Origin of the sequence: Nostoc commune NIES-4072 (genome assembly GCF_003113895.1) — a bacterium.
Taxonomy (GTDB): Bacteria; Cyanobacteriota; Cyanobacteriia; order Cyanobacteriales; family Nostocaceae; genus Nostoc; species Nostoc commune.
This window is the reverse complement of the sequence record NZ_BDUD01000001.1, coordinates 3,510,396-3,536,042: the sequence shown is the minus strand read 5'-3', so window position 1 is coordinate 3,536,042 and position 25,647 is coordinate 3,510,396. Positions and strand designations below refer to the sequence as shown.

26 protein-coding genes, 1 tRNA gene and 1 pseudogene are annotated in these 25,647 nt (G+C 42.7%); 15 read left to right on the top strand and 13 right to left on the bottom strand.

What is annotated here, in order from left to right:
- Positions 1-246: 246 nt before the first annotated feature.
- Positions 247-1,338 (bottom strand): helix-turn-helix domain-containing protein, encoded by a 1,092-nt coding sequence (locus CDC33_RS15725; protein ID WP_109009244.1) that lies wholly within the window; start codon positions 1,336-1,338, stop codon positions 247-249.
- Positions 1,335-2,057: a hypothetical protein gene (locus tag CDC33_RS15720; RefSeq protein ID WP_109009243.1), complete on the bottom strand. Its 723-nt coding sequence runs from the start codon at positions 2,055-2,057 to the stop codon at positions 1,335-1,337. Before CDC33_RS15720 ends, CDC33_RS15725 begins: the two co-directional genes overlap by 4 nt.
- A gap of 335 nt (positions 2,058-2,392) precedes the next feature.
- Between CDC33_RS15720 and CDC33_RS15715 the strand changes: the two genes are divergently transcribed.
- Positions 2,393-2,806 (top strand): RNA-guided endonuclease InsQ/TnpB family protein, encoded by a 414-nt coding sequence (locus CDC33_RS15715; RefSeq protein ID WP_181374027.1) that lies wholly within the window; start codon positions 2,393-2,395, stop codon positions 2,804-2,806.
- 118 nt (positions 2,807-2,924) lie between these two features.
- Here the strand turns inward: CDC33_RS15715 and CDC33_RS15710 are convergent, their stop codons facing one another.
- Genes CDC33_RS15710 through CDC33_RS15700 form a run of 3 tightly spaced genes read right to left on the bottom strand, consistent with a single transcriptional unit; the run spans position 2,925 to position 4,966 of the window.
- Positions 2,925-4,292 carry a ParB/RepB/Spo0J family partition protein gene (locus tag CDC33_RS15710; RefSeq protein WP_109009241.1) on the bottom strand — a complete coding sequence of 456 codons (1,368 nt, stop codon included), beginning with the start codon at positions 4,290-4,292 and terminating at the stop codon, positions 2,925-2,927.
- 58 nt (positions 4,293-4,350) lie between these two features.
- Positions 4,351-4,713: a hypothetical protein gene (locus tag CDC33_RS15705; protein ID WP_109009240.1), complete on the bottom strand. Its 363-nt coding sequence runs from the start codon at positions 4,711-4,713 to the stop codon at positions 4,351-4,353.
- A gap of 28 nt (positions 4,714-4,741) precedes the next feature.
- Positions 4,742-4,966: a hypothetical protein gene (locus CDC33_RS15700; RefSeq protein ID WP_109009239.1), complete on the bottom strand. Its 225-nt coding sequence runs from the start codon at positions 4,964-4,966 to the stop codon at positions 4,742-4,744.
- An 87-nt stretch (positions 4,967-5,053) separates the two neighbouring features.
- Here CDC33_RS15700 and CDC33_RS15695 point away from each other — a divergent pair, with 87 nt between their 5' ends.
- From CDC33_RS15695 to CDC33_RS15680, 4 genes are all read left to right on the top strand, one after another.
- Complete coding sequence (locus CDC33_RS15695) at positions 5,054-5,410, top strand: helix-turn-helix domain-containing protein (RefSeq protein WP_109009238.1); 357 nt, start codon at positions 5,054-5,056, stop codon at positions 5,408-5,410.
- Between the two features lie 582 nt (positions 5,411-5,992).
- Positions 5,993-6,229, top strand: a complete 237-nt coding sequence (locus tag CDC33_RS15690) for a hypothetical protein (RefSeq protein WP_109009237.1) — start codon at positions 5,993-5,995, stop codon at positions 6,227-6,229.
- Between the two features lie 75 nt (positions 6,230-6,304).
- Positions 6,305-6,505 carry a hypothetical protein gene (locus tag CDC33_RS15685; RefSeq protein WP_109009236.1) on the top strand — a complete coding sequence of 67 codons (201 nt, stop codon included), beginning with the start codon at positions 6,305-6,307 and terminating at the stop codon, positions 6,503-6,505.
- Positions 6,502-6,960 carry a hypothetical protein gene (locus CDC33_RS15680; protein ID WP_146195821.1) on the top strand — a complete coding sequence of 153 codons (459 nt, stop codon included), beginning with the start codon at positions 6,502-6,504 and terminating at the stop codon, positions 6,958-6,960. Before CDC33_RS15685 ends, CDC33_RS15680 begins: the two co-directional genes overlap by 4 nt.
- A gap of 177 nt (positions 6,961-7,137) precedes the next feature.
- On the opposite strand, the gene CDC33_RS15675 is transcribed toward CDC33_RS15680, so the two are convergent.
- The gene (locus CDC33_RS15675) at positions 7,138-7,431 is read right to left on the bottom strand and encodes a hypothetical protein (protein ID WP_146195820.1); all 294 of its coding nucleotides are present in this window, start codon (positions 7,429-7,431) and stop codon (positions 7,138-7,140) included.
- 518 nt (positions 7,432-7,949) lie between these two features.
- On the opposite strand from CDC33_RS15675, the gene CDC33_RS15665 reads away from it, so the two are divergent.
- The 4 genes from CDC33_RS15665 to CDC33_RS15650 all read left to right on the top strand — a co-directional run bounded on the left by CDC33_RS15665 (position 7,950) and on the right by CDC33_RS15650 (position 10,730).
- Positions 7,950-8,282, top strand: a complete 333-nt coding sequence (locus tag CDC33_RS15665; protein WP_109009232.1) for a helix-turn-helix domain-containing protein — start codon at positions 7,950-7,952, stop codon at positions 8,280-8,282.
- Between the two features lie 127 nt (positions 8,283-8,409).
- The gene (locus CDC33_RS15660; RefSeq protein WP_109009231.1) at positions 8,410-9,420 is read left to right on the top strand and encodes a hypothetical protein; all 1,011 of its coding nucleotides are present in this window, start codon (positions 8,410-8,412) and stop codon (positions 9,418-9,420) included.
- A gap of 100 nt (positions 9,421-9,520) precedes the next feature.
- On the top strand, positions 9,521-9,913 hold the full coding sequence (locus CDC33_RS15655) for a hypothetical protein (protein ID WP_146195819.1): 393 nt from the start codon (positions 9,521-9,523) through the stop codon (positions 9,911-9,913).
- A 64-nt stretch (positions 9,914-9,977) separates the two neighbouring features.
- Positions 9,978-10,730: a Rad52/Rad22 family DNA repair protein gene (locus tag CDC33_RS15650; protein WP_109009229.1), complete on the top strand. Its 753-nt coding sequence runs from the start codon at positions 9,978-9,980 to the stop codon at positions 10,728-10,730.
- 239 nt (positions 10,731-10,969) lie between these two features.
- Here the strand turns inward: CDC33_RS15650 and CDC33_RS15645 are convergent, their stop codons facing one another.
- Positions 10,970-12,046 (bottom strand): site-specific integrase, encoded by a 1,077-nt coding sequence (locus tag CDC33_RS15645; RefSeq protein WP_109009228.1) that lies wholly within the window; start codon positions 12,044-12,046, stop codon positions 10,970-10,972.
- A 135-nt stretch (positions 12,047-12,181) separates the two neighbouring features.
- A tRNA-Val gene (locus CDC33_RS15640) sits at positions 12,182-12,254 on the bottom strand.
- Positions 12,255-12,397: 143 nt separating this feature from the next.
- Between CDC33_RS15640 and CDC33_RS15635 the strand changes: the two genes are divergently transcribed.
- Together CDC33_RS15635 and mazG are read left to right on the top strand one after the other, a co-directional pair.
- Positions 12,398-13,018, top strand: coding sequence for a metal-binding protein (locus tag CDC33_RS15635; RefSeq protein ID WP_109009227.1), 621 nt, complete (start codon positions 12,398-12,400; stop codon positions 13,016-13,018).
- Between the two features lie 3 nt (positions 13,019-13,021).
- The gene (mazG, locus tag CDC33_RS15630; RefSeq protein WP_109009226.1) at positions 13,022-13,849 is read left to right on the top strand and encodes a nucleoside triphosphate pyrophosphohydrolase; all 828 of its coding nucleotides are present in this window, start codon (positions 13,022-13,024) and stop codon (positions 13,847-13,849) included.
- Between the two features lie 164 nt (positions 13,850-14,013).
- On the opposite strand, the gene CDC33_RS37825 is transcribed toward mazG, so the two are convergent.
- The 4 genes and pseudogenes from CDC33_RS37825 to CDC33_RS15615 form a co-directional block, all read right to left on the bottom strand.
- Positions 14,014-14,196 (bottom strand): hypothetical protein, encoded by a 183-nt coding sequence (locus tag CDC33_RS37825; RefSeq protein WP_146195818.1) that lies wholly within the window; start codon positions 14,194-14,196, stop codon positions 14,014-14,016.
- A gap of 273 nt (positions 14,197-14,469) precedes the next feature.
- Positions 14,470-15,660 (bottom strand): transporter substrate-binding domain-containing protein, encoded by a 1,191-nt coding sequence (locus CDC33_RS15625; protein WP_109009225.1) that lies wholly within the window; start codon positions 15,658-15,660, stop codon positions 14,470-14,472.
- Positions 15,661-15,792: 132 nt separating this feature from the next.
- A pseudogene (locus CDC33_RS15620) lies at positions 15,793-15,933 on the bottom strand (aldehyde dehydrogenase family protein); the annotation flags it as partial.
- Between the two features lie 137 nt (positions 15,934-16,070).
- The gene (locus CDC33_RS15615; protein WP_109009224.1) at positions 16,071-18,056 is read right to left on the bottom strand and encodes a zinc metalloprotease HtpX; all 1,986 of its coding nucleotides are present in this window, start codon (positions 18,054-18,056) and stop codon (positions 16,071-16,073) included.
- 415 nt (positions 18,057-18,471) lie between these two features.
- Between CDC33_RS15615 and CDC33_RS15610 the strand changes: the two genes are divergently transcribed.
- Positions 18,472-19,779 (top strand): glutamate-5-semialdehyde dehydrogenase, encoded by a 1,308-nt coding sequence (locus tag CDC33_RS15610; protein WP_109009223.1) that lies wholly within the window; start codon positions 18,472-18,474, stop codon positions 19,777-19,779.
- Positions 19,780-20,499: 720 nt separating this feature from the next.
- On the opposite strand, the gene CDC33_RS15605 is transcribed toward CDC33_RS15610, so the two are convergent.
- Positions 20,500-21,912 carry an isochorismate synthase gene (locus CDC33_RS15605; RefSeq protein ID WP_109009222.1) on the bottom strand — a complete coding sequence of 471 codons (1,413 nt, stop codon included), beginning with the start codon at positions 21,910-21,912 and terminating at the stop codon, positions 20,500-20,502.
- A gap of 394 nt (positions 21,913-22,306) precedes the next feature.
- On the opposite strand from CDC33_RS15605, the gene menA reads away from it, so the two are divergent.
- From menA to CDC33_RS15590, 3 genes are read left to right on the top strand one after another with little or no spacing between them, the layout of a single operon-like run.
- Entirely contained in the window at positions 22,307-23,203 is an 897-nt protein-coding gene (menA, locus tag CDC33_RS15600) for a 2-carboxy-1,4-naphthoquinone phytyltransferase (RefSeq protein WP_109009221.1), read from the top strand.
- Between the two features lie 29 nt (positions 23,204-23,232).
- A complete protein-coding gene (locus CDC33_RS15595; protein WP_109009220.1) occupies positions 23,233-24,258 on the top strand; it encodes an o-succinylbenzoate synthase in 1,026 nt (341 codons plus the stop codon).
- Complete coding sequence (locus CDC33_RS15590; protein ID WP_109009219.1) at positions 24,243-25,646, top strand: 2-succinylbenzoate--CoA ligase; 1,404 nt, start codon at positions 24,243-24,245, stop codon at positions 25,644-25,646. The genes CDC33_RS15595 and CDC33_RS15590 overlap by 16 nt, the downstream gene beginning before the upstream one ends.
- Position 25,647 lies beyond the last annotated feature (1 nt).

Genomic DNA, 25,647 nt, shown 5'->3' with positions numbered 1-25,647 from the left:
TATCAATGAGCCTCCTGCCTTCTGCCTTAAAGCGCGTAACCTTTCATCATCACCAAAAGTTGCCAAGAACCCATAACGTGACCAAAAGTTAACGTAATTTCAAGGTTTTTAGCCAATCAAAAACCTAACTTTATGAATCAAATTATGTCCGCGTGTTTTACTTGCGTTCCATAATGCGACCAAGGAGGGTGGTGTAATTGGCATTGAATATTGTCCAAGCGATCGGGCCTTTGACTGTGATGGCTTTCATGGTTCTCCTATTGGGTAGCGTCGCATCATTTCCTCAAGCCGTATAGCGTTTCCATCATTTCCCCCCCCACCTGACGTATAGACCAATCCCTGATAAAAGCCTATAATCAACCTTTTTTTGTAAGCCCAATCAAGCCAATTGGTCAGTTCGGATGGCATTGTATTTTTGCCCTTAGCCCCACTCTTGCAACTGTTGATGAATAATCCCGTAGGATTGCTGCACCAACCCTCGGCGACAGCTTCCCTGACACGAGCGATCGCACCTGCCACATTCCCCCAATATTTCTTAATCACCCCCAAGCATGGATCTGGATTAATCCGCAGCCTTTTCAACTCGGTGCAAGTCTCCCTGATTTCATCCTTTGTGGGCTTATTTTGATTTGAAGTAGGCTTGATTTCCGGCGCGGGAAGTAAATCCTCATTAGAGTCTATCTCGTTAGTTGAAGAGATTTCTTCTAAGTCTTCAACGGAGTGAGAAATCTGGTTTTGCTCCCAAGTATTGGTTGCAGCAACGATGGATTCCCAGTCTGGCTCCGGTTCTTCCACCACAACATTTTTTTCGCCAACAACAGTGTTGTTGTTTTTAAAAAGTTTTAAGTTAGTTTCTAATGTTGGCGGATTATTCGCATTGATAGGCTCATTAATTGGCCTATCTATGTCAATTTTTTCGCATCGTTCAAAAAACAGCACTTTTGGCAGCATATCCAAATGTTTCCAGAAGCCAAGCAGTTTTGATAAAGCAGCCCATTCGGATTTATCAAATTCTATTGGTGGTAGCCAGTTGGGATTTAATTTGTAAACATTGGCTGTGTCTTTCGGAAAAAGTTCTGCTGGTCGTTCCTTAATTAATTTGTCTGCTACCAATTCTTTTACGTGCTTACTGATTGTTTCTCGGCAGTAGCCTAAGATGTTGCCAAGTTCTTCAAAGGTGGTTCTTACCCACTCAATACCGTAGTAGTGTTTGCCGTCAAGCCAGGAAAGTATTGCTGCTTTGCACTTATGGCGACGGTTAAAAATCTCAAGGAATTCTTTGAGGATGTTAACTGGAGTGCTAATCTGCCCCAGCATTGCAGAAGCAAAATTATTCATGATTCTCCTCCCTCCGCCCAGAATCGTTGTAGCAATTCTTGTTTTGCATCCTCTATCCTCCAGATTTCAGCAGGCGTTATCTTGTCGATAATTCGCTCCATCTCTTGCTTTTGTTGGAGCCTTGCATCTGCGGAAAGTAATGATGATTCTGGCTGTTCATCTGGATGAAAGTTGAAGTTTTGGTACAAAATCCTGAAGTGGCGCTTGTCTTGTGGTGGCAAACAATCCCATACTTTTGCATCCCATCCTGGCGGGATGAAATCAGATGATGGGGGGAGTATTTTTTGTACTTGGGATTGCAGTCGATCAAAATTCTCTTGCAACTGTTGAATCTGTTGTTGCAGTTGCGGAATTAATTTAGTCGATTGTTTGCTTATAACTTCGCATTGAAGAAAATAGCTGCGGACTTCCTTACCTTTACTCGTACCCGCAAGCATACCCATTTCTTTTAAGCAGTTGACTGAAAGCCAGATATCCTCGCAATGCGTCAAACCTCCATTTGGAGCCGACTCCGCCACTTGGCGGAGGGTATAGTCCTGTGATTCAACAAAGTTTCTAAGCAGCTTCTTTTTGGCAGAATCCTTGCGGGTATAGCCTAGCCATTGCCACGCTATTTCAAAACTGATTGGGAAATCTCCATCTGAATCGTAAAGGCGAGATGCAATTTCAAAAGATAGTGAATTGTCTTTGTGATCGAGATTTGTTAAACTGTTACTCATTGGTTTCCTCTCGTGTTTGTCGCTATTGCGGGTGGGGCCGCACGGAGCGCACCGAACTGGCAAGTGATGAACTCGGAAAGCATTCTAAGTAAGCGCAATTGCAATATCTCTCGTACTGGTAGTTGTTTTGAGCGTCTAGGGGGATATTTGACTATCCCTTTTAACAGTGAACAGTGAACAGTAAACAGTTATCAGTGATCTATTTATCCCTGGGTTTAAGTCCCCCACAAAGAGGTGGAATGCGTTGGTGGCGGGTCTAAATCCCCCACCATACGCTTTCAGGACTGATAACTGATAACTGATAACTGATTTAAGCTAAGTCTTAGAGAATCTGCGTGTCTAAAGAGATAGCCAAAACTCACGCCCACCTCGCTAATATTCGCCAAGACTTTCTACAAAAAACCACTACCGATATTAGCCGCAACTACTACCGGATTCGGATTGAGGATCTGAATATTAGCCAGATGATGGCTAATCATAAACTCTCCAATGCGATCGCCAATCTCGGATTGTATGAGTTTAGGCGAATGCTCACATACAAGCAGCCATTTTTTGGGACTAGGGTTGAGTTAGTTGACCGATGGTTTCCTAGCTCTAAGACCTGCTGCGAATGTGGTCATATTCAGTCAATGCCCTTATCAGAACGAGTATTTGTATGTGAAGCAGGATGCGGCAATATTAGAGATCGTGATGAGAACGCCTCGATCAACTTGAGGGATGCCCCTTTCGACAAGATACGGTTGGCTTAACCGAAATTTACGCCCGTTGACAAGAAGATGCCGACATCCTTGGTGGACACGGGAAGAAATCTCTATTCTTAAGCTAAAGCTTAAGTTTAGGTAAGTATTTTGAAGCACACGCAGAGTGTCAAGCCGCCTTGTGTGCCAAAGATTTTTCTAGTGCTTTCCAGATAGCCTCCAACCTAGAAGCATCCAGTTCAGGTTCCACTTTGCACATCACCTCATACATCTGCTTGGGAGTGAGTTTGAGGAGTGCGATCGCCACCTCACACGCCAACACATCACCAGTGGTATTGAGGTTGGTGATTGTTGCCGACTGCTGCTCTACTGGCGGCCCTTGATTGCGGGAAACTTCAGGGAGTAATTGCGATCGCTTTCCTCTTCCAAATCCCAATTCTTCCTGTTTCTGATTCAATTCCTGTTTCACGGATGTGGGTGGTTTTGTAACTTCAGGGATGGCTTCCATCTGGTTGAAAGCTATCTGATATCGCTTATCTTCTGGTGTGCCATCGATGTGGCAAACAGCAGAAAAAGCACCTGTCACCACTCGCACGGTTGCAAGATGGCCCTTATAGGGGCCATCTTTGATTTTCACTCGCTCAAATTCTTTAGGAGTCCACCGCTTGTGGTTTATTTCAGCAGTAGCCAAAGGAGCGGATTCCTTGATTAGCTTGTACGCTGCATCAACGCCCCGCGGCCTCGACAATAACTGCTTGAATTGCTGGTGACGATGATGCTGCACTGAGCCAATAGGAGCATCTTTCGATCCATCCATCTCTTTGAGGGCTGCAACAGCGTGTTCGTAGTTGACCCCACTGCCAAGCCCCACACGTTTGGCGATGATGTCGCGGGTTGCTCCAACGCCTTGTCCTGCCCTCCCCTGGCGCAATTTAGCTTCCTCCTGCTCGATTTTTTCCCACAGAAGCCCTTCCCTGACTTTCTGCTCTATTGTCTTTTCCCGATATTCATTACCAGAGAGTAATGCCGCGAGTTCATCCTCAGTTGTTGAAAAATTTTTCAGCTTTGACGGAACCACCTTAATCCCCGCCTTTAAGCAAGCCAAACGTCGTCTATGTCCGTGAATGATTGTGTATCTGCCATTTTCTTCTGGCTTAAGGGTAAATATTTCTTGCAATCCATTTTTTGTGATTGACTCAGCAAGAGTGGTTACATCCTCGGATTCTCCGTATATTTGAGAATTTATGGGATGTGGATCAAGTAATTCTATTGGTATCCATTTGATATCTATTTGCGGTTTTGTTGATGATGCAATTACCACCATTACCATCTGTTGTTCTAGTCTTTTAGCTGCTTCTAAAGCATCAATTCCCTCAATCAGTTCTCCATCTTCACTGATGATGATGTCAGGAATCATACCATCAGCTTGGAAGCTTGATATAACTTTTGAGACTTCTATTTCGTCAATACTTAGAGAAGCCGGAATCCTAATGAGATAAGGATTGCATGACTTGAAATTATCGAGTTTTTGTGTCATGATTAAGTCTTATTAAGTACAAAATACAAGAAATTTTGTTCGGCGTAACTGCTAAAAGTTACGCTGATTTTTTGTCTTTTTTTATTTGTCGCTTTTCAGGCGGTAAAGACAATCTTGCTTCACACTTTTCGAGGTGAAATTGATATCGGGGGGTTTGAGAATTGGGCGATCGCACATCACGCACTTCGTACCCAAGGCGCAAGGTTCCATCGCGCACCATTACCCGCAATTGCTCATCCGAGTTAAGCCCTAGCAGAGAATATGCTGGGTCGGTGTCATACCACTGCCGACTCGGTTGGGCAGTGGCGTTGACCCCTAGCATTTGGGCTAGGGTGTCTTTGACCATATCCTCGACGATCGCCTTGAGTTGGCTTTCGGGGATGAGTCTTTCCGTGATTTTGTAAGCCCCTGATTGTTCCATAGTTTTGCATGAGTAGATGCACCAGTCGCTAGGCAGTCAGAAGCTGTTTTGGTACTTCTACTGGCGCTTTAAACCGCATTTTTTCGTGTTTCTTACGGTAGTAATCAAGGAAGTAGGCTTCCAGGGCAACCACAATCACAGCTGATTGGGGGATACCCATTTCATGCGCGATCGCTACCAATTCGTTTGCCACCTCTGGGGCGGCATCAAAGGATTTTTTTACTGTCGTTACCAATACTTTAGTGGTGATCACCAATTATTTATTTAATAGTAATAATACTACAAGACTTTGTAAAGTGCCGTCCGTAGTTCAAGAGCCTGCCAAAAGGTGTATTACTATATGTGGTTAGAAATTCGACAAATCTTAATGGACGACCAAGCAAGAAAGCGCCTCGCAGAAATAGTAATCAAAATAAGAGGGGAGCGATCGCAAAGCCAGTTTGCGATGGACTTGGGCGTGAGTCTTGGTGCTGTGCAAAACTGGATGAAGGGGCAAGGTATGCCTTCTGCCAAGAATTTAGAAAAAATTGCGACAGCTGCCGGAATGAATTTAGAAGAGTTGTTTTCCCAAATTAATGGAGACGATCCAAAAGAAATTTACTCGCCAAAAGTGGCAGAGGAGGTGATGCAAGTAGCTAGAAAGCTTGATATCGAGCAGCGTAAAAGGTTGATTAAGTTGCTGATTGATGATATCTAAGTCATCGCCTCAAGCGTAGTCAATAAATGTCCGCGCTTGAGGACTTCCGTTGGCGTTTGTGAAAAATTTTTCAACAACTGGTTAATCGTTGGAGGATCTTCCGATAATTCCAGCAACAGCAACTGCTACGAGCAAGCAGGGCAAGAAATACTCAAAAGCGTTGGTAGTAAAGCTATGAGCAAGTCTGACATGCAACGCTATAACGGCGAGCTTAGAAGTCGTTGTGGATAAACTGCTTCGTGCAATCTTCAACTAATTTTCAGTACCTTTGCTCTAATCGTATTCTGTCTAAGTCGGCAATACTTTCGAGAGTATCGCTTGGATGCATTAAGCTTTGGATCAAAAAACTAGAGAGGTGGAGCAAGGATGATCTATCAAGTTGAGCAATGATTTTTTCGTTGTCCATAAAGAGGTTGGTGAAGTTTTGTCAAATCATCGGAGCTAAAATCAAGTTCCGATGATTTGTTTTAATCCAAGGCAGGGGGAACAGCGCCTGAAGTCATCTCACAGGGCATTTATGCCACAAATGGCTAATGATAATGAGGCAGCAGCACATCGTTTTTAGTCCTCTGGCTTGGGTGGGTGCGAATCACAAAAGCTGACGACAAGTGCGATTCCCGATTGGTGCGATCGCCCCAAAATTGGCCGGTACGCGATCGCTTTTTTATTGGGCAGCAAACATCGGACAAAGGTAATGTCTTTGTCCAATGTCTGAGCCAGGGGGCGATCACTTTTGGGCAAGTTGGGCGATCGCAGTTGTGGAAAGGTAACTTTCCCAATACGGATGAAAAAGCATCCGTTTTTGAAAAGTTAGCTTGATGAAAATTTTTCCAACAAGTGGTTAGACGTGAGTTGGTTTTGGGATTGCTAGGTATAGTCTCCTATTCCAAAACCATGACTGATCCAGAAAAGAAACCAAACCCAGCTTTTGATGAGCTTGCAGCCTTGCGCCGAGAGGTGAACGAGTTTAGGAAAGACTTTGCTAAGTTCAATCAAGAATTGTCTCTGAAAATTGCTTTTGGCGTTATTGGCTCGGTTATTTTGTGTTATTTCGCCATCGGACTTCTTTCCTTGGTTTTTGGTGGGGGAAGATGATGAAAAATAATGCACCTTTTTTGACACCTAATCCTCAAGAATTCAAATTACGCATTGTCTGGAGTGCCGATGGCTCTACAAAAATGGTGGCTGAATTTTCAACCTGCAAGTGGTTGCCTCGAATTGGCGAAACTCTCGTTTTACCAATAGATGAGACGCGCAGACCTAACTCTTGGCGTAAGTTTAAGGTGTTTGATGTCATCTATGATTTTCAAAACCAGACTGTTCGAGTTTTGTGTAGTCCGATAAAATCTCCGACTTCACCCGACGTAAAATCGCTAATCTCAAAAATCGAAAAACCTAAAGATAATTGGGAGATTTGGGAAAAAGCGTTTGAGGCAAGCGAGGCTAAAGCTTTTGAACTCCAACCTCCAATAGAGCAAGAATTCTCTCAGATCGACCTAGAAGATATAGATGAAGAAATAGCATGGTTGAAAAAAACGCTTTTGGAATGAATTAGAGGTTGATTATGAGCGATCGCGTTAACTGCGATCGCTTTTTTGATAATACCACTTGTTTCCCAAAAGGGATACAATTAATTTGTAAAACAACAAACCCGCCTTACCTAGTCGGTGGAGGCGGGTCTTCCTTTGCGATCAAAAGTATTTTTTGTAATTTTTGCCTCAATACTTTTATTTCTGTATTGAGGCTGTTAATTCCCCCTGGCGAAATTCCTTAACACTCTCCAATTGCTGCTTTATTTCAGCAATCTCTCGCTCTAATTTATTGATGCGATCACTGTTCTCCTCATCGTCCAGAGAAATTTCGCCTTTCACGAATTTTTCTGCCAGCTTTAGCAATGCTTCGCTGATGTTTAGCCCTGCGGATTCAGCTTTGGCTTTAAATTGCATTTGAAACCCGCTTGATGCTCGTACTGCCAGACGAATATCTTTTTCGCTGCTTTGTGTGCTTTTTGCCCTTACCATGTCAATCCTTTTAACCTTGTAAATCAAGCATAGCACCCGTTTCCCAGTCTTTGGTATTCTGTTTCCCAATTGCTTGACATTTGGGAAACAGTTGGGATACATTAGATATATGAAGCGGAAGGGAAACCGGAAGCCAACCAAAAAGGCGATCACCCCAGCCTCGTAAACTTGCGCGAATCGCCCTTTGGAACCTTAATAACAACATCAGGTAAAAAACATGGTACAACCAATTCATTCCAAAGAACAACTTGAAAAATTTTCCATAAGCAAGCTTAGAGCAGAGTGCGATCGCCTATCTATCCCTCACCGCCGCAGTCGTAATATTCAATAACAAAGAGTATCTCCTGCACTGGGGCTTTACCTAGCAAGTTGCTTTGAGCTATACCCAGTTGGTGCTTATTTCTCTTGCCTATGTCGAACACTAATTACCCAGACATGAAAATGTCGGCAACATTGTTAGATATGTTGTCTCCTGAAGTAAATTTATCTTACTTACAGTACACAATTAATCTTGCCAAATGTCAAGTGATAGTGCAAATATTAAGGCAGAAAAATTAGTCAAACTAATTATGGTTCACCTTAACTGGGTGGTTCTCATTGCCTGGAATAAAGAATGTGGTGAACGACTCAAAAATGCGCGTGGCAAAACCGCTAGACGCAAAATAGCCTCAGAAATGGAGCTTTTAGGCGTTGATTGTTCCCAAGAATATATTAGAAAGCTCGAAACTGGTGATGCGTCTTCCGTGTCAACCTCTATCTTGCTTACGCTGTGCAAGGTCTTAAACATAGAACCTTTTGACCTTTGCCCTGGTATCGTCAGTACCGAATTTCAAAAAAATTTTGTACTCTGAGTTGGCAATTGTACTCTGAGTTGATATTCTGGATATAGACAAAACAAAAGACGACCGCCATCCGTGGAAAGTTGAGCGATCGCCTTTGTTGGAAACCTAACCCTATCAAGGCCAAGTTAATTTAATTATGACTCATCCAATTTACACACGCGACCTCCTGAAAAATTTTTCAAGAGGTGAACTCTACGAGATATGCGATCGCCTATCTATCCCTCACCGCCGCTCAAAGGAAGATTGCATCACAGATATTCTTGCAGCACAACCCCAAGTAGTTGCCCAAGCGGAACTAGAAGTTGAACAACCCGCCAACCTGCCCCAAGTAAACGACACTCATTTTATTGGTGGTTTCTTGCTCCGTTGCGCCCAAGTAAATAGCGAGTACGCGGTCGTGTGGGACGTGCTTGATGCTCATAATACGGTGATGGGTGAAGCCAGAATGGGCTGGGATTGCTTCTGGACTCACTCTATGAGCCTTGATACATTCGCCACGCCACAGGAAGCGGTTGTTGACTTGCGCCAATCACTCCAAGCTTTTGCCCAAGAGGATGAAGCTGTCGCATTTGAGAAGGTAGCAAACGGCAAATGGGAGGCGATGGTAAATGGTGTATTGGTTCGCATCACTCTTGAAGGGAGTGAATACAAATCCAATCTTACTGATACCGTCTTTGCTGATTATGACTTAGCTGTTGTTGGGTCGTTGGTGGCTGCTGCCAGAGTTCAAGAAGAGAGATTATTGGAACGCACCGAACGCGCCAAAACCATTGAGGTAATCGAACATTGTGGCGATGAATTTGTAGTTGTTAACTCTCTTAATGGAAATCACTACATCGTTTGCCCCAACACGAGCGAAGTTAATCAGCGTTGTGAGTGCGCTGATTGTCGTCATCGAGGGACAAAGTGTAAGCACCAGATAGCTGTAGAGAATTTCTTGAAACCCAGTCTGGTAGAGCAAGTGGCGTTTGAAGAAGACCGGAAAAATCTAATTTTGTATTCTTACGAAAAAAATAGTTTCGTTGCCTACAATGCAGGCGTTGAAGTGCGTCAGGCAACCATCAAGACTTTGCTGGATCGACAATTTTATCTAATGGATAACGATGATGTTGTCGGTGAGTTTCAGATTATTTGTCGAGTAGCCTAGCCTTAGCCGACTGCTGAATGCAGTTGACCACCTTTTAAAGCGATCGCTCCTCCCGCAAAGAAACAGCGATCGCCCTATCCACCCTTACGAGATGAACATAATGAAATATACACTATTTCCCGCAATTACTACCGTTGCTTTTTCAGTTTCTTCCCTGTTGCCTGTATGCGCCGCCAGTGTATTTATCCCACCCGATAATGGTCATCCTGATTCCCAAAATGGTACAGGAACAAGAGTTTATCAAACTGATGGCTGTGACGGCGAACCTACAACAGGTGGTCGTGGTAAGGGACGTAGATTCTGCCCATCTATCTCTTTGCTACCTATTACGCCAAGCATTTTAGAAACTGATAGCTGTGATGCTCCTGGAAGTCGCGGCAAAGGACGTAGAGAATGCCCTTCTGTAAGGTTCAAAGAGCTTCACTGCCATTCATTGAAAATCAATGCAACCGTGGAGGCAGACACCGTGATTGTGATTGATATTAGAGGGTAAGCAACTTAGGGCTGAAGCTAAGTAGCTTCAGCCCAAATTAAACACTGTAAAAGCTTGAAAAAACATGATTACAGAATCTATCAGAGAAGAATTACGTCGGATTCAAGCCGAACTTAAAAAGCCTTTCCCCGCAAAAGTGCATGAATTTAGAGAGTTACCTGGGGGCGGCAAAAAGTGGGTATTTTTGAAGTGGCAAACTATCCGTGAGCGATTGGATGAAGTTGCCCCAGAGTGGATATCTGATTATTCGGAAATTCAATATTTAGGCAATGATGCTATCTGCCGATGTGGTATCACAATATTGGGGGTGAGAAAAGAAGCGATCGCGTCTGTCCCGATTAGCGTCACTAGTAATAGTGGTAAGGAAATGAGCCGGGGTAGTGCAGCCGATAGATTAGCGGCTGAATCTCTGAAAAATACGGCTGAGGCGTGGGGAGTAGGGCGATATCTAGATGATCAAGTTTTCACTATTCGTTATCTCTGGGAGCGGATGAGTGAGTTGGATGATGCGGCGTGTGGACAAGTTCGACTTTTATCTGAGCAGTATAAAATCCAAATGAAGACTGCTCATGTTGCATCTACTAAAACTACAAGAGCGCCACACGAGGATAGCCTTAAGGTAATTCCCGCCCAAACAATCACAGAAGCTCAAGCCAAAAGACTGTGGGCGATCGCACGCAATGAGCTTCATCTTATTGATGAGGATGTAAGACGAGCTCTTTTCAAATTTGGATATGATTCGACAACGGCGATCGCTGCCAACAAGTACGATGCAGTTATTCAAGAAATGCGAGATTTAGCGAAGGCGACTTTTTAATGAAAATCTTATTTGTAGACCCTGCCCGTCCCTAACCCCGCCCATGATTACATGGACGAGGAATGCGGGACGGAATATTGTTCAAAACATTAGATGCAACCGTTGAGGAGAAGAAGTATTTCTGCCTTATGCAGTAACAGATTCCGGTCAAACTTTGTACGACGTGGTGAGCAAAAATGGTTTAAAAGCTCTAAGCGGTAGTTCTTGAAAAATTTTTCAAGAACTACGGTATTTCACCATCAAACCGGGCGACTCTGCAAATCCTCAAACACTTTTGCGTGTTCCACTTCTGAAATCCAACGATTATATGTTTGGTAATGAACTACAGGGCTGTGCCCCGCCCATGATGCCATTGTTGCTACTGGTACTTTGTACCTCACGCTTCCCCTAATACAATAAGCGTGGCGGAGGTCGTAGGGCAAAAACGGGACATCTTTGCGATCGAATGTTCGACTTACTCGTTGCCCGTAATCTCGATACATTTTCCCTGTGCAGTTTGGCTTTTTAATTTCCCAAAGTTGCCACTCTGCCGCCCAGTCTGGATGCAATGGGTAACAGATTCGCTCCCCTGTCTTTCCTTCAATCACATGGCAGACGTGGGGTGGTATGGACGATATTTTACAAAAAAATATCTCATGATCGCGCAGTCCATAAGTTGCCATTACGCTATATGCCCAAAGCCAGGAAGGGGAATTGAGAAAGAGCGATCGCACCTGAATTATCTCATCGTCAGTGGGTATCTGGCGCGGCTTAGTTTGGGAATTGCCATAGTTGCCAATGTAAGGCTTGAGGTCTACTTTTATTCCAGCAAGTTCGGCTAAAAGCTGTAATTTTTCACAAGTCCGTTTCCTAGAGCGACTGTTAGCAGTAGTAGAAGTAGCGGCTGCTATAAGTGAGGTGCTGGCAACTTCTCCCTTCAAATTTTTGAAGGCCGCTTCATAGTCATTTTTCCAGGTGAATTGTGCATTGGGCGTGTCGCCTTTTTGAGCAAAGTAGTGATTGCGTAGCTTTTCTACCCACTCTGCCCAATCCCCAATGCCCAATTCCTGCTCATTTATAAGATATCTATTCCAATCAAACTCACCCCGCGCTAATAGCCCGCCGACAATTTTGGCTTCTGCCTCCGCCCGTTGGAGTCCTGCGGGATTGGCGTAAATGCCCAAGGCAAGATACTGCTGATATGGTTTGGTCTTGCTACTCCCTGGTTTGGGCGGGAGAGTGGCCCGCAAAGACAAGCGATCGCCCCTAGCTTCCACCTTCACGCCAACCTTGGCCGCTTTGAGCCGTTGGTTTATGATCTCAATCGTCAGTTTCATGTGCTAAACCTGAGCTAAAATTACTCTGTGATTGCGGGTAATTTCAGGTGATTTAGGATATTAATATTACCGTAAATCGTGACGGCAAAGTTATGGTTCCAATTAAAAAGCCGCCAAGTGGCGGCTTTTTAAGTATGGGCAGTACCAGACTCGAACTGATGACATCCTGCTTGTAAGGCAGGCGCTCTACCAACTGAGCTAACCGCCCGTTTGACTAATCCTTAACTAATATAGCAAAACATTTCGCATTGCGCTAGTAGTTTCAAGAAAATCTTTTTTTCTCTTATACTGACTCAGTATTCAGTTACTCAACACTGGCTCAACGCCCCGCTATCGCTAACAGGATTTAGGATGCCCTCTGGTCGGACGCACGATCGCATTACTATGTATGCTCTGCCGTTCGTGGCGGGCGTTACTTTCTGGCAAACTCGCAGTAGTAATGCGACTTTGTTAGTTGCAGGCGGGTTTCTCTTTGGTGGGCTGATGTTTGGCCCCGATTTGGATATCTACTCTGTGCAATTTCAACGCTGGGGTTTCTTGCGCTGGATTTGGCTACCTTATCAAAAAAGTTTACGCCATCGTTCGTTTTTATCCCACGGGCCGATTATTGGCACAATTCTACGAATACTTTATCTGGGGTGTTTGCTTGCTATTTTGGCAATTTTCGTTTTAGCAGTTGCCGAAAGGTTATGGAATCTTAGTTTTACTTGGCAAGATTTAGGGGGAACTGTGGGGCGATCGCTCCTACAATACGATACTGAATATATCGCCCTTTTCTTGGGTTTAGAACTCGGTGCAATGAGTCATTCTCTGAGCGATTGGGGCGGTTCGGCATACAAGCGCTTTCAAAAACAGGGCATTCGAGGGTTGCTTCCTAGTGGCAAAATTAAAAAGCGGAAAGTTACAAGTCGCGGTAGTCGTCGAGCTACAGTTAGCAGAAAGAGCAACGGAAGAACGACAAAGGACAAATGACAAATGACAAATGACAATGTTGATACTTTGGCGGCGTTGCAGGAATTAATTGAGGTGGTGGCAAAATTGCGATCGCCTGATGGTGGTTGTCCTTGGGATTTGGCTCAAACTCCTGAAACCCTCACGCCTTATGTGATTGAGGAAGCTTATGAGGTGGTGGATGCAATTAAAAGTGGGGATAAGGGTGCGATCGCAGAAGAGTTAGGCGATTTATTATTACAGGTGGTATTGCAAGCCCAAATTGCTAGCGAATCTGGGCAATTTTCTCTCAAAGAAATAACTCAGGGGATTTCCCAAAAGTTGATTCGCCGTCATCCCCATGTGTTTGGTGATGTGTCGGTGGCAAGTGTGGATGAGGTGCGGCAAAATTGGGAACAGATTAAGGCTGCGGAGAAAGGCGAAACATCTTCAGAGGCACAAAAACTTAGTGCGAAACTTGCTCGTTATGGGCGCACCCTTCCCCCACTGACGGCAGCGATGAAGATTTCCCAAAAGGCTGCGGCGATCGGATTTGAATGGGAAAATATTCAGGGTGTCTGGGATAAGTTTCATGAAGAGTTGGGAGAGTTTCAACAAGCTTTAGCTGAAGAAACACCAGAACGACAACAAGCAGAATTAGGCGATTTATTGTTTGCAGTGATTCAGCTAGCCCGTTGGCATAATCTTGACCCCAGCGCCGCTTTGCAAGGTACAAATCAACGATTTGTCCAGCGATTAGAAAAAATGGAGGCAGTTGTTGATCGCCCCCTTTCTGATTACAGTTTGGATGAATTAGAAAAGTTATGGCAACAGGCAAAAGCTCAAATTACTAAAGAGGGGAGTGGGGAGTAGGGCATGGGGCAATACTTCTCGGTTAAGGGGAAAAAGGGAAAGAAAAAACCTTTAACCCTTACCCTTTACCCTTTTCCCCAAACCTGATTCTGAGTTAAAAATGCTTTATCCGAGAAGTATTGTAAGCCGATGCATTGTCAAAACTCTCATCTGGCTGCTCTGTTTTACGCCTCGTAATGAACTTGCAAGTGAGAGACAAAGGCACCATCACTTTTTCCACTAAAGCTGCCGTTTTGCCATTTTACGAAGGTTAAAACAAATATCGCCATTTTTGAAGCGATCGCATCGTAAATGATCAGTAATTGCTCTTTGAGAGCGACGGCGTGATTGAGATAAGGGACTTCCAACTAAAAAAATATCCTATCGTGGTGTAGGCAGGGGGGCAGGGAGCAGTTCTTGCTGGGGGAGAAAGAAAAATATGATCTAAGTAAATTGGATAATTTATTTTCTGGAAGTCCCTTACAGTTTTGTAATTGCATCGGTCTGTTATGCCAATACATCGGTCTGTTATGCCAATACATCGGTCTGTTATGCCAATACATCGGTCTGTTATGCCAATACATCGGTCTGTTATGCCAATACATCGGTCTTTTGAATTGATTTCTCCCCACTCCCTTACTTCAACCTTTTTCCGCATCGAACCACTTATCATATAGCGATTGATAAATACCATTTTCTTTGATATTTAGCAGAGCCTGATTAATTGGTTTGCGGTAAGGACTGTTATTAGGCAGAATGATGCCGTAGCTTTCTTCACGCAAGATACTACCAACAATCTGTACTTTCCCTTTGCCTTCGTTGGCAGCATAGAACAGAAGTACAGGTGCATCAAACACCACAGCATCAGCTTTTTTGGTTTGCAAAGCATTGTAAGCTTGCTCAATTTTGCTAACTTCTAAAACTGAAATCTTATGTTCTCGCAGATATGCGGCGGCTGTGCTACCGGCTGTTGTGGCTACTACCTTGCCGGGTAAATCGTCTATACTCTTGATATCGCCCTGAAGCTGTTGTACTGTCAATGAGGTAGTAGCGCTGGCTGTAAAGTAGGCAACGAAAAGTACTCCAATAAACATCCAGACAATACCTACTAGGCGTCCTAGTACTCCCTTGGGCATTTCATCTGCTTGGGTTGCTAATGTGGCAGCTGCCCACCAACAAGCTTTAAAAATGCCAGGAAAGTATGATTTGGGAATCATCCCATCTTTATGATGGCGCTCAGATAACCAAATAATGTGGGCTGCTACGACAATTAACACTAAAGCAATGCCTATTACCTGCAAGAGGCTAGTAGAGAAAAATAATTGCAAAATATTTGGGAAGGCACTGTTGTTGGTTTCTGAGTTTCGTACCATAATTTGCAGCCCGCCAGCCAAAATAGGTAATGAGAAATCAAATTTCTGCTGGCGTTCGGCTGTAATGGAGATAGCTGCAATCCCCAAATTAGCTTTGTTGTCTTTAATAGCAGAAAGCAGTTCTGGCACAGAGGGATATTCAATAAATTTAGACTCTATACCTATTTGCTTGGCGATGCTACGCCAGAGGTCGATACTGAATCCCGATAAATCACCTTTGTCTTGTATCACAAAGGGCGGTATAACTCGTGTAGCTACTAATAACGGTTGTTGCAGTTGTGGTTTTTGCGCCAGTCCTGGGGATGTCATTAACAATAATGCCAGAATTCCACTTACTAATCCTATGCAGGTATACAGTGCTAAGGAACGCCTGGTTTTGTTTCTTTGGTCATATCTGCCTAGCGGGCTTTTTCTCGCAGTCATAAGTTGGCGAAATCTACTAGCGATCGCATTCATCATTAGAATTTTCTAGGGGTTGTATGCAAGTCTACTTATCATGCCCACCCCATATCAAATATCACGTTCATCATCTCCCTAACAACAATTTATTTCAGATTTAGGGGAATGAACCTTTGTAGAGACGTAGCAGTGCTACGTCTCTACTTTGTCACCGAATGAATCTTGTAATGGCTTACCGTTGTCGAGAGTTTCTAGCCGCGCCAACTCATCGATGTTTTGCTCAATTAAGTCAGCTAGCTTATAAAGCAACTCGCCGCGACGGGTAGCAGATAGCTTTCTCCATTCTCCACTATATGTCTATCTGGTTTTCGTGAATTGGTATAAAAAAAGGAGGCAGTTACTAACTACCTCCCCACAAATTAAAGCTTGGATGGACTGAGAAATGCTTTAACAGCAGGCTAGAAACTCAGCTAGCTGCTCAAGAACATAATCAAGACCACTCCCAGGATAATCGATCCACCGCCAAGGATGAATGACCAGAAGCGATGGTAACTGTTAACAATAGTGCCATTTTCACTTTGAAGTTGAATCAAATCCATCCAAGGTGCAACACCCCGACGGAACCAACCTACAGCCCCAACTTGTTCACCAATCAAGCTTTCGACTCGCTTCATCCCAAACAGAAAATTGCCGATAGGGCCAAAACGTGAGGCGTAATGCAGATAAAGCATTCCGCTACGATCCTGAATTTTTAAATCGGAACCAAATTTATAACCAGCGTCGCCACGACCAATTAGTTGACCTTTAAGTTTTGCCGGTTGTCCACGCAACGGACTGGCGTAGGGGTCTGACATTAGGGTGAGAATATCGGTTTCTGCTGCTTGTTTGTAGTCGGGGAACATCACCAAGGCTTTAACTAAAATCCCTATCCCTAAACCAATTAGTGGCGCACCAAATGCTAAACCTGTGTTTGGAGAACTTGACCACAGAATCACACCCATTACCAAGCCAATGAAGAAACCTATAGTTTCAGCACCATACAGCACAACATCTAAGAAGAAGTTTCCGTAAAGCTTACTCTTACTTAGAGTTTTGCCTTCTCCAATAACTCGCCCCATATCAAACTCAGTCGCTAAACCCAACTGTTCAGCGTATGTGCTTAATGCACGAACTCGTTTACCTGTCAATGGATGAGTAGAATTTAATTCCATCCACCAGCCCCAAGGGTTAAACATATCCCACAAAAAGACGCGACCAACTTTTTGAGTATCGGATGCAATGCGGTAAGCGGTTCCTGTGGAAGCGGCGGCTTTATGGTCATAGATACCCAAGGCGCGAGTTCCTTCAATTAAACGGCTGGGTTCTTGTGTCCGTGAACCTTCTTCTAATATTCCATAGGCAATCTTCACCAAAGCGCGGGATAATCCATTGGGATTACCTGTACTTTCGGCTGCAAAGTGGTCAGCAAAGTATTCTCGTGTGCGAGAGAGGTACAGCAGTAAATAAGTACCAATGACATAAAACACGTAGGCAACTAAACCCGCAGTTTGCATAGCATCTTTAATTTTACTATCGCCACCACGCCCAAATCTTCTAGCTGTGCTGTAAATTAGGTAGCAAATTTGCACTAAGGTAGAAGCTACTGTCATCACTGCGAAGTCCCAGTGGACGATGTGCCCCAATTCATGGGCGTACACGGTAGCAATTTCATCGTCATCCAGGTAAGTGAAAAGTCCCTGACTGACTACTAAACGGGCGCTGTTAGGTAATGAGCCATAAGTAAAAGCCGTGGGGTTTTGGTCGTTAATGATTCCCAAACGAGGCGCTTTCAGCTTTTTCTGTTCACAGACTTGGCGAATAACTTTAGCTGTCTCTGGACTGAGGGCTTCAACTTCTGCTAACTCTACCCAGCGAGTTTGGTAAAGCCATCTCTGGGTTAAGTCCATGAGAAAAGGAGACAGGAAAAAGGCGGCGATATTAAAAACTAGGGTAATACCAATAGCGATCGCTAGCCCTTGCTGGGGATTGTCGCTACCCAAAATAAATACTAAACTCAAACCTAAAGCGAAGACCATGCCAAATAGCAAGGTCATGGTGACACCAGAAGCTAACGCCAAACTACCACCCACACCCCCCATTGTTAACTTCATCCCAGTAGCAACGGCGCGACCAGCTTTTCGGCTGGCGTTGGATGGCGGTGTTTGGCGAAAGGATTGACTAGCTTGTTCTGCCCAATTGCGAGTCTGTGCGTCTTCACTCATCATTAACTTTTGACACAGTATCTTGGCTTTTTCGATTTCGCCTGTGGCTTGATAGGCTTTCATCAGCCACATCTGTGCTGAAAGATAATCTGAAGAATCACGTTCAACGCAATCACGGCAGAATTGTTCTAGTAATTCAACCGCTTCTTGATAACGTTTTTGTTTTAAAGCATCTAATCCAGATTGCAATGACATAGGATCTCCTTAACATAGGAGTGGTATTTGATCCATCAATACTCAATAGATCCAGGGTTCGTCATCACAATTTCGTAAAAATTCAAATATTGCCAGTATAAATTATTTACTTAAGGAAAAGACTAGAGAAACACACATTACGATGTCTCTCTAGTCTCCGGTACGCATAAATCATTTTTAAGACTTTCAAATAAGCTCTGTGATAATACTTATAATGTTTTTTTCTGCTGTAAGTTTAGCAGCTATAATAATTTGTCTGCGTTCGATAACCATAGAATAAATGTTTTGAACCAAGTTTTGCTTCACCCGATCAGAGTAATCATTGATTACCCAAATGGTTCACCCGATTGGGGGAAGACGATAAGCAATGATGAACTGACATTGATAAGATGAGGAAAAGGTAAAGATTTGTACTATGACTATTGTTAACATTGTTTCTCCCCTAATTGCGATCGCAGCACAAACCCGCCAAGCTGCAAGTAAGCTAGCGATTCTCTCCACTGAGGCAAAAAATCAAGCCCTTGTTGCGATCGCTCAAGCTTTAGAATCATCTAGAGATGAAATTTTACGAGCAAATATTGCTGATTGTGAAGCTGCTACTGCTGAAGGAATACCCAAACCACTTTATAAACGCTTGCAGTTGGATGAACATAAATTAAGAGATGCGATCGCAGGGGTACGAGATGTTGGTAATCTAGCTGATCCTATCGGTAAAGTGCAGATTCACCGCGAACTTGATACTGGTTTAATTCTCAAGCGAATTACTTGTCCTTTAGGTGTTTTAGGAATTATTTTTGAAGCACGTCCAGAGGCGGCGATTCAAATTGCATCCTTAGCGATTAAATCGGGTAATGGTGTGATTCTCAAATGTGGCAAAGAAGCGGTACGTTCTTGTGAAGCGATAGTTAAAGCAATTAAACAAGGATTATCTCAAACTGCTGTTAACCCTGATGCAGTACATTTACTCACAACTAGAGCAGAAACTCTAGAACTTTTGAAATTAGATAAATATGTAGATTTAATTATTCCTAGAGGTTCTAATTCTTTTGTGCGGTTTGTGCAAGAAAATACACGGATTCCTGTATTAGGTCACGCCGATGGAATCTGTCATCTTTATATAGATAAAGCGGCAGATATTTCTAAAGCAGTTACGATTACAGTAGATGCCAAAGCGCAATATCCGGCTGTTTGTAATGCAATTGAAACTTTGCTAGTTCACCAATCAATTGCTAGAGAGTTTTTACCAAAAATTGCCGATGCTTTGCAAGAACGCCATGTAGAATTAAGAGGTGATAAACGCACATTACAACTTTTGCCTAACATTGTACCTGCAACAGAAACAGATTGGGAAACAGAATACAGCGATTTTATTTTGTCAATTAAGATTGTAGATTCTTTAGAAGGTGCGATCGCACATATTAACGAATATGGCTCTCGTCATACTGACGCGATTATTACTGAAGATTCCACATCTGTAGAAACTTTCTTTGGACTGGTAAATTCAGCCAATATATTCCACAATTGTTCTACCCGATTTGCTGATGGTTTTCGCTATGGTTTCGGTGCAGAAGTAGGGATTAGTACGCAACAAATGCCACCGCGTGGCCCTGTTGGTTTAGAAGGATTGGTGACATACAAATATCAAATGACTGGTGATGGCCATATTGTAGCTACTTACACCGGGGCGAATGCTAAAGCTTTTACTCATCAGGATTTAGTGTAAAACATCGTCAAAATTATATGCTCTAGTAACGTTAGAAATACATCGATTTTTCTCTGGGTTTACCTTTAAAGATCCAAAATGTTACAAAGGCAAAACCTAAGTTATAATCTAAATCAGTAAACCAAGCTGATCCCCCTAACCTTCCAAAAGGCTAGAGGGATCAGCGTGGTTTTAGTTGTAGATCAGGCTGCTAACAAATTAACCTTGCAGGCTAAGTTGTTGTGCATTTTTTTGCAAAATCTCGGGCAAGAGAAATTCAAAATTTAGCTGTTGCACTTCGTGCAACGGCTTTTTACCATGAACTACAATCATTTAAACTATGACACATAAAGCTCTCAAAGATCAAGCAGTAATCAAGCAATAATTTGTGTGTCGGCGTTGTTGCTATTCCTGCTTATCCACCTAGACGAAACAAATAACGGGAAATTGCGAAAATTTACTGGTACCTCAAACGATGTCACCAGCATTGCTAATCCTGGCCCAATCCCATTCGTGAGAGGTTAAGACAAAATCATTTTTGTCAATTAGGAACTTTGCTGAAAATTTGCTGAAATACTGAGTATTAAATAAAGCTTTATACTGAATTTTGATGCAAGAAGGAATGATGCTTTTAAATATGACGCGTAGGCGTAGCCCGCCAACTCTTGGAGACGCTTTGCGAACGGCATCGCTAGCCCAAAAATTCTGTTGATTAGCCCCATTTTCAGCATAACTGCAACATTAAACTAATGCTTTAAGTAATGCCTGAAGCTTAAGTTGCACCTCTGCAAATTCCTTGTCAGGATCAGATCCCGCAACAATACCAGCACCAGCATACAATCTCGCGCGATCGCCATCAATTAATGCTGAACGAATTCCCACAATAAACTCGCAGTTACCCTGAGAATCTATCCAACCTAAAGGCGCAGCATACAAACCTCTTTCAAAGTTTTCATAACGACGAATTTCCGCACAGGCTATATCTCGTGCTGCACCAGCAACGGCTGGTGTCGGATGCAATTGCGCGACAATCTTTAATGGATGTATATTAGTGGGAACTGTAGCACTGATTGGTGTCCATAAATGCTGAATATTCGATAATTGTCGCAGCCGTGGTGCTAATATTTGGGGTAATAAACCTAGCTGGCATAGGCGTTGTGTAATGAAATCAAGCACCAGTGAATGTTCGTGCTTTTCTTTTGCACTATTCAGCAAGCGATTAGCATTTGCTGCATCTTCGGCAGGGGTTTTACCTCGTGGTGCAGAACCAGCTAAGGCATCAGTGATTAATTGTTGATTATTAATACTAATTAATCTTTCTGGACTTGCACCAATAAAGTTTTGTCCTTTGCCATTACTTGTAGAAAAAATATAACAATTAGGATGTATTTGCCTAAGATTATTTAAAGATTTAACTAAGTTAAAGTGGTTGCTTGATTTTACATCTAATATATCTGCGAGGACAATCTTGCTTAAATGACTAGACCTAATTTTTTCCAAAACAGAGACTACTGAACGTTTAAACCCAGTAGCATTGGTGACAGATTTTTTATAGAACTTTGCTGGAAAAAAATCACTATTAGCAGAGTAATATTCTAAAGATTGGATAAATTTAATTTTATTTTGTAGATTCTCCAATAACCTTTGAATATTTACACTTTCATTGATAATCATATTTGTTACTAATATACAACGCTGATCTTTAACAGCGACTTGCCAACCTGGAAGAAAGATGGTGGCAGATGGAAATGGATAATCTACTTGGGCATTTTTATCAAAAAAGCTGAAATAACAAAAAAAGTGAGGCCCAGAAAAACCTTGGTTAGCGTTACCAAAATTAATTATATTTTTTAGGCAAGATTTGATAAAATATTCAGCTTGAGTAAAACGATCTGCACCATCAATCTGTAATTTTGCTACAGAATCAATTGCTGCGATCGCTTCTCCTTTACCTTTGTCCTCAAAGTAAAAATTTATTTCATTTGCTTGTGTAAGTTTATCTAATACAAGTAAAGGGTCAACTAAATCGATCTCCTGAGAAATACTGACAATTTGCCTGCAATTACTTTTGACGCACTTTTCTTGCACTGCTACCAAAAATTGATATAAATCTTTGTGTACAAAGAGGTTGTTACGACATGGTGAAACTGTCATGGATCTATAGTAAATTTTTTTTAAGTTAACTTCCTAAAGTGTAATTAATCGTGGTCGTATTTCTACAGGTAACATATTAAGTTATCATTTCACCAGCGTAGGATTTGCGTTATTTATGGTGTTCCCAGTCCCTGACAAGCCAGTTGCAGCCCAAGCCTGGAACGTGAGAGTGGAGTGTTAACAACACAAGCTTAACGAGCCACGGTCAAAGTGACAGTTGTTTTTAGCTGATGAATATCTAGTACAGCACGACCGAAAAAAGCTACCATTCCAACAGTTCAAAAACCCAAATCATAAGTTTTTTGACTTTTGACTTCCGCGTAGCGGTGCGTCTCTTTAAATTATAAAATCTCAAGTGTAAGTAATTTTCAGGCAATTTAATTAATTACCACTGATGACAACTAAGCAGATTTTATATCCCAACACTAAGTTATGGATGGCAGCGATTAAACCGCCAATGTACAGCGTTGCCATTATGCCCATTTGGGTAGGAACAGCAGTAGCTTATGCCGAAACTAAAATTTTTAATGGTACAGTATTTTCTACTTTTATAGCTGCGGCAATCTTAATTCTTGCCTGGGAAAATATCAGTAATGATGTCTTTGATTCCGAAACAGGAATTGATCAAAATAAGCACCATTCTCTGGTTAACTTAACAGACAATAAGCCATTAATATTTTGGATAGGAAATTTGTGTTTAGGTTTGGGGTTGCTGGGCATACTAGCGATCGCCTTTTGGCAACAAGACCTAACTGTTATCGGCATCATTTTACTATGCTGTGGTTTAGGCTATATGTACCAAGGGCCTCCTTTTCGCTTAGGATATCAGGGTTTAGGCGAAATTCTTTGCTTTTTTGCCTTTGGCCCCTTAGCAGTGGAGGCAGCATACTACAGCCAAACCCAAACTTGGTCAATGACAAGTTTAGCAGTCTCAGTCATTGTCGGGATTGCCACAACCTTAATTTTATTTTGCTCACACTTTCACCAAGTTAAGGATGACATAGCCGCAGGCAAGCGATCGCCTATCGTCCGTCTAGGAACCCAAAAAGGGGCCCAACTCCTAGTTTGGTTTACTGCTAGCATTTATCCCCTCACCTTGCTATTTGTGATATTGGGAATTTCTCCAGCTTGGACGTTATTGAGTTGGGTAAGTTTACCGTTTGCTGTCAAATTATGCCGCCATGTCCAAGAAAATCACAACCAGCCAGACAAAGTTAATAACTGTAAATTTATTGCCGTAGCCGTGCATTTCTGGGCTTGCTTGCTGCTTGGACTGGGATTTATGCTTTAGTTGGGCATTAGGCATTGGAGCGAGGGAAAATGACTAATGGCTACAGATTTGAATTTCGTCCTTATCAGCGAAGATTTGTGCGAACACTGACTACTAATCATGGTACTTGGGATATTCGTGAAGGTATTATCCTCCGGCTTACCGATGAATTAGGTAAAATCGGCTGGGGAGAAATTGCCCCCATTAGCTGGTTCGGTTCCGAAACCCTAGAACAAGCCTTAGATTTTTGTCGCCAACTTCCAAGAGAAATCACAGACGAGATAATTTTCTCCATCCCAGATGAGTTACCTGCTTGTCAATTTGGCTTTGAGTCAGCTCAAGAGTGGGGAGAGACGCAATTAATTGCGTCTGTACTAGGGAGTGAATTCTTTTCAATCCCCAATGCCCCATGCCCAATGCCCCATGCCCAATTTTACAGTGCGTTATTGCCAGCCGGGGAAGCGGCTTTAAATCAATGGGAAACGTTGTGGGAGCAGGGATATCACACATTTAAGTGGAAAATTGGTGTGTATGCGATCGCTAATGAACTAGAAATTTTTGAGTCACTGATAGACACCTTACCAGCCTTTACCAAACTGCGATTAGATGCCAACGGTGGACTCAGCTATGAAGAAGCTAACTTATGGCTGCGGACTTGCGACACTCTCAAGGCAAATGTAGAACTACCCGTAGAAATTGAATTTATCGAACAACCGTTACCCGTTGAGCAATTTCAGCAAATGTTGGAATTGAGTACGAGTTATAAAACTGCGATCGCAATAGATGAATCTGTCGCCACACTTAGGCAACTCGCCGCCTGTTATCAACAAGGTTGGCGAGGGATTTTTGTGATTAAGCCTGGGATAGTTGGATCGCCATCTCGTCTGAGAAAGTTTTGCCATCAGCATAAAATTGATACAGTATTTTCATCAGTATTTGAAACTGCGATCGGTAGACTTGCAGCACTCCGGCTAGCGGCGGAATTATCCCAAAATAATAGAGCAGTTGGTTTTGGCATCGACCATTTTTTTGAACAAGAAGATACCTGGTTTCAAAGTCTATGGAACGACCTTTAAACTGTCTTAATAACCTGGCTCAAAATGATTGGCTTATTGGTTACAATAGCCGTCAATTTAATCAAATAGCTCAAGAATTATATTTACAACTAACACAATTATCAGCGTATGGGATACCACCAAAAATCATCTTAGCTGAACGCGAACCAGTGCGGTTTTTAGCAAGTTTCATTGCCGCTTGTGCAGCTAATTGTCCAGTTTTTCTTTGTAACCCCGACTGGGGAACACAAGAATGGCAGCAAGTCTTTGATTTAGTGCAGCCAGATATTATTTGGGGAGAACTCCCCCACTCCCCGACTCCCCCACTCCCCCACTCCCCTACTCCCCTACTCTCAGCACTCAGCACTCAGCACTCAGCACTGATTATGATTCCCACAGGTGGTTCATTTGGGCAGATTAAATTTGCCATCCATACTTGGGAAACTCTCATTGCATCTGTACAAGGATTTACAGAATACTTTCAACTAAAACAAGTCAATTCTTTTTGTGTATTACCGCTATATCACGTTAGCGGTTTAATGCAATTTATGCGCTCTTTCACCACCGGGGGTAAACTGGCTATTCTCCCATTCAAAGCAGTAGAAACAGGTCAAATACTCAATATTAAACAATCAGAATTTTTAATATCTTTAGTTCCAACACAGTTACAAAGACTCTTACAAAACTTAGAATTAACTCAATGGCTAACCCAATTTAATACTGTACTTCTAGGAGGTGCGCCAGCATGGAACGAACTATTAGAAAAATCTAGATTTCATCGTATCCGGTTAGCGCCTACTTATGGTATGACAGAAACAGCCTCTCAAATTGCTACCCTCAAACCAGATGATTTTCTCAGTGGGAAAATTAGCAGTGGTCAAATTCTTCCCCATGCAAAAGTAACTATTCGCAATCAGCAAGGCGAGATTTTAAATTTCAACCAAATCGGAAATATTACTATTCAGACTCAATCTTTAGCCCTTGGATACTATCCTATAACTAGAGAAAATCAAGCTGATTTCCAAGTAGACGATTTAGCTTTTTTAGACGAGCAAGGTCATTTAAATATTGTCGGGCGTAACAGCGACAAAATTATTACAGGTGGAGAAAATATTTACCCAGCAGAGATTGAATCAGCTATACAAGCAACTCAGTTAGTTGCCGATATTTGTGTCATCGGCATCCCAGATAAACATTGGGGACAAGCCTTAACAGCAATTTACATTCCCAACAAATCAAATACCTCTGCCTTAAAAATTCAAACCCTACTCAAAGACAAACTCAGCAAATTTAAAATTCCTAAATATTGGATTCCCCAGCAAAACTTACCTCGCAATTCCCAAGGTAAAATTAACCGTCAACAATTACAGCAAATAGCCAGAGAATTCCTCCAAAATCCCATTACATAAC